The organism is Vibrio sp. QJM3NY_15, assembly GCF_057785995.1.
In genome coordinates, this window is sequence record NZ_CM173517.1 from 3,641,891 (window position 1) to 3,649,097 (window position 7,207).

Annotated in this window: 9 protein-coding genes; all 9 read right to left on the reverse strand. The window is 45.3% G+C overall.

What is annotated here, in order from left to right; genetic code table 11:
• Positions 1-82: 82 nt before the first annotated feature.
• The gene (gene mioC / locus AC3CKG_RS16445) at positions 83-517 is read right to left on the reverse strand and encodes an FMN-binding protein MioC (RefSeq protein WP_488528600.1); all 435 of its coding nucleotides are present in this window, start codon (positions 515-517) and stop codon (positions 83-85) included.
• 48 nt (positions 518-565) lie between these two features.
• The gene (gene mnmE / locus AC3CKG_RS16450; RefSeq protein WP_029223656.1) at positions 566-1,927 is read right to left on the reverse strand and encodes a tRNA uridine-5-carboxymethylaminomethyl(34) synthesis GTPase MnmE; all 1,362 of its coding nucleotides are present in this window, start codon (positions 1,925-1,927) and stop codon (positions 566-568) included.
• A gap of 130 nt (positions 1,928-2,057) precedes the next feature.
• Positions 2,058-3,677, reverse strand: a complete 1,620-nt coding sequence (gene yidC / locus AC3CKG_RS16455; RefSeq protein WP_102518640.1) for a membrane protein insertase YidC — start codon at positions 3,675-3,677, stop codon at positions 2,058-2,060.
• A 2-nt stretch (positions 3,678-3,679) separates the two neighbouring features.
• Positions 3,680-3,937 carry a membrane protein insertion efficiency factor YidD gene (yidD, locus tag AC3CKG_RS16460; RefSeq protein WP_004735802.1) on the reverse strand — a complete coding sequence of 86 codons (258 nt, stop codon included), beginning with the start codon at positions 3,935-3,937 and terminating at the stop codon, positions 3,680-3,682.
• Complete coding sequence (gene rnpA / locus AC3CKG_RS16465) at positions 3,904-4,227, reverse strand: ribonuclease P protein component (RefSeq protein ID WP_017055478.1); 324 nt, start codon at positions 4,225-4,227, stop codon at positions 3,904-3,906. Before rnpA ends, yidD begins: the two co-directional genes overlap by 34 nt.
• A gap of 45 nt (positions 4,228-4,272) precedes the next feature.
• Positions 4,273-4,407, reverse strand: coding sequence for a 50S ribosomal protein L34 (gene rpmH, locus AC3CKG_RS16470; RefSeq protein ID WP_004735800.1), 135 nt, complete (start codon positions 4,405-4,407; stop codon positions 4,273-4,275).
• Positions 4,408-4,613: 206 nt separating this feature from the next.
• Complete coding sequence (locus AC3CKG_RS16475) at positions 4,614-5,351, reverse strand: amino acid ABC transporter ATP-binding protein (protein ID WP_065111975.1); 738 nt, start codon at positions 5,349-5,351, stop codon at positions 4,614-4,616.
• Positions 5,348-6,019, reverse strand: a complete 672-nt coding sequence (locus AC3CKG_RS16480; protein ID WP_004735796.1) for an amino acid ABC transporter permease — start codon at positions 6,017-6,019, stop codon at positions 5,348-5,350. The genes AC3CKG_RS16475 and AC3CKG_RS16480 overlap by 4 nt, the downstream gene beginning before the upstream one ends.
• 129 nt (positions 6,020-6,148) lie before the next feature.
• Positions 6,149-6,898: an amino acid ABC transporter substrate-binding protein gene (locus AC3CKG_RS16485; protein WP_065104230.1), complete on the reverse strand. Its 750-nt coding sequence runs from the start codon at positions 6,896-6,898 to the stop codon at positions 6,149-6,151.
• Between the last annotated feature and the right edge of the window lie 309 nt (positions 6,899-7,207).

A 7,207-nucleotide genomic window follows, 5' to 3' on the forward strand; every position in this document is an offset into this window, starting at 1 on the left:
TTATTTTCAAAAAAGTTATTCACAATCACGATATTCAGAGACAAAAAAAGCGGCATAAGCCGCTTTTTAGAAGATTGAGGTGTTAAAACTGGTCACTATGATCGTTAAACCAATCCTCTGCAGCATCCTCAGGAACCGGTGTTTCAAGAACATCGATGGTAAAACACGCTGAAATAGGCTGAGCTCCAAGCTTTTCTAGAAGCGAATAAGCAGACTGGCCTGCAGAACAGAAGGTGTCGTAGCTTGAGTCACCAAGAGCAACCACAGCAAAGCGAATCGCGCTTAAATCGGGAGATTCTTGAGTCAGTGACTTGATCAAAGGTTGAATATTATCAGGAAACTCACCCGCACCATGCGTCGATGTCACCAATAACCAAGTACCTTGCTGCGGAATATTGTCGTATTCAGGCTGATTATGAAGCTCGATCTCGTGCCCTCGAGCCTCTAGAAGATCGTTAAGGTGATCGCCAACGTATTCAGCGCCACCTAAGGTGCTGCCAGTAATAATGTGGATCATTAAGCTGTCCTTACAAAAGAAAAGGCCAGCGTAAGCCAGCCCTTATGGTTATTTACCGATACAGAATGAAGAAAAGATACGACCTAATAAATCATCTGAACTGAACTCGCCAGTGATCTCATTGAGGTGCTGTTGGGTGATTCGAAGCTCTTCCGCCAATATCTCTCCGGCCATGTAGCCTTCAAGCTGTTGCTGCCCAATATCAAGGTGTTCCGACGCGCGTTCTAGGGCATCTAAGTGGCGACGACGTGCCATAAAGCCACCTTCGTTGCCACCAGCAAAGCCCATGCACTCTTTAAGATGGCTACGTAGGGCATCGACACCTTCACCTGTTTTTGCAGATAGACGGATGAGAGTCGGATCATTTACATGGCAGATCCCGAGTTCTTCACTGGTTTGATCCGCTTTGTTGCGGATCACCGTCATACCGATGTTATTGGGTAGACGATCAACGAAATCTGGCCAAATTTCTTTAGGGTCCGTTGCCGTTGTTGTTGTGCCATCCACCATAAATAATACGCGGTCTGCTTGTGCAATTTCTTCCCAAGCGCGTTCAATACCGATTTTTTCTACTTCATCGGAAGCATCACGCAGGCCTGCAGTATCAATAATGTGCAGTGGCATGCCGTCAATATGGATATGTTCACGCAGTACATCACGTGTCGTTCCCGCAATATCGGTCACAATGGCAGATTCTTTACCCGACAGCGCATTCAATAGGCTTGATTTCCCCGCATTTGGGCGGCCTGCAATCACGACTTTCATGCCTTCACGCATGATTGAGCCTTGATTAGCTTCTTGGCGCACAGCTTCTAGGTTATCAATGATAGCTTGTAAGTCAGTACTTACTTTACCGTCAGCCAGAAAATCAATTTCTTCTTCTGGGAAATCAATCGCGGCTTCAACGTAGATTCTTAAGTAAATCAGAGAATCTACCAGCGTATTAATGCGTTTAGAGAATTCACCTTGCAAAGATTGTAGTGCAGATTTCGCCGCTTCTTCTGAGCTGGCATCAATCAGGTCGGCAATCGCTTCCGCTTGCGTTAAGTCCATCTTGTCGTTCAAGAAGGCACGCTCAGAGAATTCACCAGGACGCGCGGCACGTACACCTGAGATGGATAGGATACGTTTGATCAGCATGTCCATAACCACAGGGCCACCGTGGCCTTGCAGCTCTAACACATCTTCGCCAGTGAACGAATGTGGGTTAGGGAAGTAAAGTGCAATGCCTTGGTCGAGTTCGGTGCCGTTGTGAGATTTAAAAGGCAGGTACTCGGCATAGCGCGGTTTTAGTACTTTGCCTGTTACTTCAAGAGCGACTTGAGCAGCTTGTGGGCCTGAAACGCGGATAATACCGACGCCACCACGCCCTGGCGCAGTCGCTTGAGCAACAATCGTATCTGTAGTCATAGTTGTGCCTGCTAGCATGTGAAGGCCAAAGGGGGCGTTCACGATTAATCAATTAGCTGAATTGTAATCAGCTAAAAACAAAAAGGCGACCTTTTGGTCGCCTTTCTTTTATCTCTTTCTGTTATCGAACTTACTTAGAGTGTAAGCCTTTCTTTTCCAGCGCGCGGTAGATAAGCGTTTGCTGAATCAGAGTTACGATGTTCGATACTAGCCAGTAAAGAACCAGACCTGAAGGGAAGAACAAGAAGAAGAAAGTAAACATAACCGGCATAAAGGTCATGATTTTCTGCTGCATTGGATCCGTTACAGTTGTCGGGCTCATCTTCTGGATTAGGAACATTGAAGCACCCATCAGAAGTGGCAAGATGTAGTACGGGTCTTGTGCTGAAAGGTCAGTAATCCAACCGAAGAACGGTGAGTGACGCAGTTCAACAGACTCCATTAGTGCCCAGTATAGCGAAATGAAGATCGGCATTTGCAAGACGATAGGTAAACAGCCACCAAGTGGGTTTACTTTCTCTTTCTTGTACAGCTCCATCATTTCTTGGCTCATGCGTTGACGGTCGTCGCCAATACGCTCACGCATTGCTGTCAGCTTAGGCTGAAGCATACGCATTTTCGCCATAGACGTGTACTGAGCTTTCGTTAGTGGGTACATAGCACCACGAACGATAAACGTTAGACAGATGATTGCCAGACCCCAGTTCACAACGATGCCTTGAATGAACGAAAGCAGAGTATGAAGTGGTTTCGCAATGAACCATAACCAACCGTAGTCAACTACTAGGTCTAGGTTTGGTGCAACAGCAGCCATTTGGTCTTGAAGTTTAGGACCAACCCAAAGCGTTGCTTTAAAGCTTGCTTCGTCGCCAGTAGCGATGGTTTTGTTCGGCATACGAACACCGATGTCGCCAAGGTTACCGATTACACGAGTGTAAAGGTTGCTGCCTGCTTCGTCGCGTGGGATCCATGCACTTGCAAAGTAGTGCTGAATCATCGCTGCCCAACCTTGACCATTTGCTAGGTTAAGAGACAGGTTGCGATCTTGCATGTCGTCGAAGCTGTATTTTTTGTAACGCGTATCTTCCGTAGAGTAAGCACCACCACGGTAAGTTGGCATTGTTAGGCTACCGCCGTCATCCATAACGTTTTGACGTAGGTGAGCGTACATGCCGAATGTCGCGTTGTTACCAGAGTTGTTGACTACATCGTATTCAACATCCATTGCGTAGCTACCACGCTTAAGGACGAATGTTTTCGTGTAATCAAGGCCGTTCGCTTGGTAAGTCATCGGGATGCGTAGTTCATCCTGACCATCAGCAAGCGTGAAGCTGTCTGCTGAAACTGTGTAGCTTGGGCGGTTTGTGCTGCTTAGGTCGATACCTTGAGGACCCACTAGACCGCTTTGTGCGATAAATTGGTGACCTGGTTCATTCTTAAGAAGAACAAACGTATCTTCAGAATCAAACTCAGCAGAGTAATCATTTAGATTTGCTTTAACGACATCACCACCAACCGTATCAATTGACAGAGTCAGTACATCAGTTGTTACTGTGATAGTTTTTGCAGAAGCAACTTGGCCCGGAGTTGGGTCTAGATCATCTGCATAAGATGGCGCTGGTAGGGTGCTGCCAGATTGTGCCTGCTCAACCGCTTGTGGTGCTGGGTTCTGAGCTACGTTCCATTGTTGGAACAGTAGAAAAGAAACCAATGCCAGTGCGATTAACAGGATATTACGTTGAGAATCCATCGTTATTTATCTCTGTCTTGTTTTTGGACCGGTGGAACGGGGTCGAAGCCCCCTTCGTTCAAAGGATGGCATTTTAATAGACGTTTGCCTGATAACCAACACCCTTTTACAAAACCGTGAGCTTTCAACGCTTCTATCGCATATAAAGAGCAGGTTGGAGTAAATCGGCAGCGTGGGCCGATGAGTGGACTAATAAACCATCTATAAAAATAGATGGGTATTAGCGCTATCCACGCGAAGGGCGAGACAGGCGAAGCCATAATTTGTCGAGTAGCTTGAACATTTCTTCATTGCTTAAATCTTGCGCGCTCTTTTTAGCGATTACAACAAAATCTTTGTTAGGAAGTTTGTGTTGAGTGTTACGAAAGCTTTCACGAGTAAGACGCTTGAATCGGTTACGACCCACGGCGGTTTTAATCTGCTTTTTCGGAACAGCTAATCCAAGGCGAGGATTTGAAAGAGAGTTATTTCGGGCAATGATGGTGAAATGAGGGGAGCCGGCTCGATGAGCTTGCTTGAAGACATTCTGATAATGTTCGGGAGTTAACAAGCGTAACTCCCGACCGAAGGCTAGCTTATTCAAAATAATCAAAGATTACTTAGAAAGACGCTTACGGCCTTTTGCACGACGTGCATTGATTGTTGCGCGACCGTTCTTAGTAGCCATGCGAGCACGGAAACCGTGTGTACGCTTACGCTTTAGAACTGTAGGTTGAAAAGTGCGTTTCATTGTAATTACCTTACTGATCAGTAGTTTTAGGTTTTTGTTAAACCCGGCGTGGGCATTTTTTCTCTTCTTTATATAAGAAAGGAAAACCGACGCCTCTCAACAAAGAGGCGGAATTGTAATCACTGTCACAAAAAGTGTCAATGATTGGGTTAACTAAAATTCCGGTCGGGGGATTATACGTAGAATAACTAAAATCACAAGGATCCTTAGTCGATCCCGACCTTATTTAAGAATTTTTTTAATTTAGGATCCTGTGGATTACCAAAAATATCCTGTGGAGATCCCTGTTCGACAATATGGCCATCAGCCATGAAGATCACTCGGTCAGCAACCTCTTTAGCAAATTGCATTTCATGGGTGACCACCAGCATAGTTTGATGCTGATTTGCCAATTTTTTCATTAGGTTAAGTACTTCACCAACCCACTCAGGATCGAGCGCTGAAGTCGGCTCATCGAACAATAAAAGCTCCGGTTGAAGGGCCATTGCTCGGCCAATACCAACACGTTGTTGCTGCCCTCCAGAAAGCGCTGCTGGGTAGCTATCTGCTCTGTCACCTAAACCGATATCATCTAATATTTGTTGTGCTTTTTCATGAGCTTGCTGCTTTTTCCAACCACGAACGGTAATCAAACCTTCGGCAATATTTTGCTTTGCCGTTTGGTGAGCAAACAACGCGTAGTTTTGGAACACAAAACCGGTCTTACGACGCAGTGCGAGTACCTCGGCTTTGGTGTGTTTTTTTACATCAACGTTAATATCATCGATGGAAATCTTGCCTTGATCGGCTTGCTCGAGAAAGTTAACGCAGCGCAGCAGTGTAGACTTACCCGTACCACTTGAACCTATGATGACAATTATCTCACCTTGATTGATTTCTAGGTCGATCCCTTTAAGAACTTCGGTGTCACCAAACTGCTTGTGGATATTTTCTAATTTGATCATCGTACATACGCCTTATTCAGTTTCACTTCGGCCCAGATTTGAATACGAGTGAGGATAACCACCACGCCCCAATAAATCAGCGCAACCGCTAGGAAAGCCTCAAAGAAGCGGAAACTTGAAGATGCTTCCATTTGAGCTTTGGCCATGATTTCAGCCACACCTAAGGTGAAGGCAAGGGAAGTTGACTTGATCATGTCGATGAAATAGTTCATCAAAGACGGCAGTGCTACACGGGTAGCCTGCGGCAAGATCACTCGACGCATCGCTTGGCTGGTTGTCATACCGACTGAGAGGCTGGCTTCCATTTGGCTACGATCGATACCGATTATGGCAGCACGAATACTTTCAGCCATGTAGGCTGCAAAGTGTAAGGTTAAGCCGATAACGGCCGCGCCAAACGCATCGAGCCCAACCATCCACGGGAAGACTTGTGGTAAGCCGTAATAAAGAAGGAACAGTTGTACCAGCAGTGGCGTGCCTCGGAAGAAGCTAATATACAGTTGGCTCAGTTGGTCGAGTACTGGGATTTTGAATACACGAATGTTCGCCAGTATCAAAGATAGAATCAGAGCGAAAAATAAGCCCCAGATTGCCATCTCCATAGTGGTGCCTAAATACTTCAGCAGTATTGGCAACAGACCTAGCATGTAGTTAAAGTCAAATCCCATAATCTATCTCATATTTTTATTGGAAGTATTGTTTGGAAATACTGTTATATCAGGCTTTTTAATCAGTACACAAAAGCAAAAAGCCCACCGCTGTATAAGCAGTGGGCTCTGAATGCGTTGAGTGAGTAATTACTTCTTAGTAATGTCCGCACCGAACCATTTTTGAGAGATGCTCTCTAGCGTACCATCTTCACGCATTGCTGCGAGTGCTTGGTTTACTTCAGCTTGCAGTTTTTTGCCGTTGTCGTTGTTTACGAAAGGCCATGCATTCTCGATAGTCTCGAATGGTTGTCCTGCTAGCTGCAATGGTAGACCAGTCTTCTTAATAAGCTCTAGTGCTGATAGGCGATCCATAACGAATGCATCGGCACGGCCCAGTGCAACATCATGCTCAATACCCGTATCGTAGGTTTTCACATTGATTTTGCCATCTTTATCGTAGCTGCGTAATAGTTGCTCAAAGTTTGAACCAAGGTTTACTGCAACCGTCTTGCCATCAAGGTCTTCGATGCCTTGAATGCTGTCATTACCTTTACGAACGGTAATCTGTGCGCCGTCTACTACGTATGGGTCTGCAAATAGGTATTTCGCTTTACGTGCATCCGTGATTGTAATTTGGTTTGAAATGGTATCGATTCGACCCGTTTCAAGAAGACCAAACAGACCAGAGAAGTTTGCAGTCACGTATTCAACGCTATAGTCATTACGTTTACCGATCTCATCCCATAAATCCACTTCAAAACCTTGTAGTTGGTCCTGTTTTACGAAAGTGAATGGGAAGTAGCGACCAGACATGCCGACTTTAACTTCAGTCGCAGCTTGAACAGTAGCAGCAGAGAGTGCGATAGCCGCAATTGCAGCCTTAATCCAGTTATTCATTTGGTAACTCCTTATATTTATAGGGTTGGATGTTACTGGGAAATTGCTCAATAGAATAAATAACCAGATGTTATTAACCATAACCAGATCGCATTCTCGATTTGGGGATAACTAGCAAGGATCCGGGCATAAGTGGATCGTTGTGTGAGTAAAGTAGGGGCAAGATGTGTGGATCCAGCCAATTTTGCCCTATTTATTGTGAATAACTTGGATCTTATTCACTGGATCTGTGATCAATTGCTGGTGATCTGACTTATCAACAGGTAAAATTAGCGGTCATTTCATATAACTTAAATAGAGTGGGGCACC

What these genes read in the sequence shown, in the direction of transcription:
- mioC (WP_488528600.1), bottom strand. Translation starts at nt 517, where the DNA reads ATGATCCACATTATTACTGGCAGCACCTTAGGTGGCGCTGAATACGTT.
- mnmE (WP_029223656.1), bottom strand. Translation starts at nt 1,927, where the DNA reads ATGACTACAGATACGATTGTTGCTCAAGCGACTGCGCCAGGGCGTGGT.
- yidC (WP_102518640.1), bottom strand. Translation starts at nt 3,677, where the DNA reads ATGGATTCTCAACGTAATATCCTGTTAATCGCACTGGCATTGGTTTCT.
- yidD (WP_004735802.1), bottom strand. Translation starts at nt 3,937, where the DNA reads ATGGCTTCGCCTGTCTCGCCCTTCGCGTGGATAGCGCTAATACCCATC.
- rpmH (WP_004735800.1), bottom strand. Translation starts at nt 4,407, where the DNA reads ATGAAACGCACTTTTCAACCTACAGTTCTAAAGCGTAAGCGTACACAC.
- AC3CKG_RS16475 (WP_065111975.1), bottom strand. Translation starts at nt 5,351, where the DNA reads ATGATCAAATTAGAAAATATCCACAAGCAGTTTGGTGACACCGAAGTT.
- AC3CKG_RS16480 (WP_004735796.1), bottom strand. Translation starts at nt 6,019, where the DNA reads ATGGGATTTGACTTTAACTACATGCTAGGTCTGTTGCCAATACTGCTG.
- AC3CKG_RS16485 (WP_065104230.1), bottom strand. Translation starts at nt 6,898, where the DNA reads ATGAATAACTGGATTAAGGCTGCAATTGCGGCTATCGCACTCTCTGCT.